Origin of the sequence: Paraburkholderia sp. SIMBA_030 (assembly GCF_046535245.1) — a bacterium.
Taxonomy (GTDB): Bacteria; Pseudomonadota; Gammaproteobacteria; order Burkholderiales; family Burkholderiaceae; genus Paraburkholderia.
In genome coordinates this window covers 1-202 of the sequence record NZ_JAWRXB010001876.1, presented here as the reverse complement: position 1 = coordinate 202, position 202 = coordinate 1, and the positions used below count along the sequence as shown (strand labels likewise).

The following is a 202-nucleotide window of genomic DNA, read 5'->3' as shown; positions in this document are numbered from 1 at the left end:
AAAGTAGGTAATCGTCAGGCTCCCCAGCAGCACCAGAAACCCCACCCCACAAAGGTGGGGTTTCTGCGTTTACGGCGCCGAAAACTGGCGTGCCCCTTGAAATGGCGCATGAACACAGCGGTTCGGTTCCTGCCCGGTCGAAGCGTATTTGCAATCAGGCCGTAGCCGTCAAACCGGCCGGTCAGTTCGCCGCCCCAGGTCA

At 59.9% G+C, this 202-nt stretch carries 1 protein-coding gene; it reads right to left on the bottom strand.

Going from position 1 to position 202, the window contains the following annotated elements; translation table 11 throughout:
* Positions 1-14: 14 nt before the first annotated feature.
* Positions 15-202: hypothetical protein (locus tag SB772_RS46500; RefSeq protein WP_410839334.1), on the bottom strand; the 188-nt coding region annotated here is incomplete at its 5' end.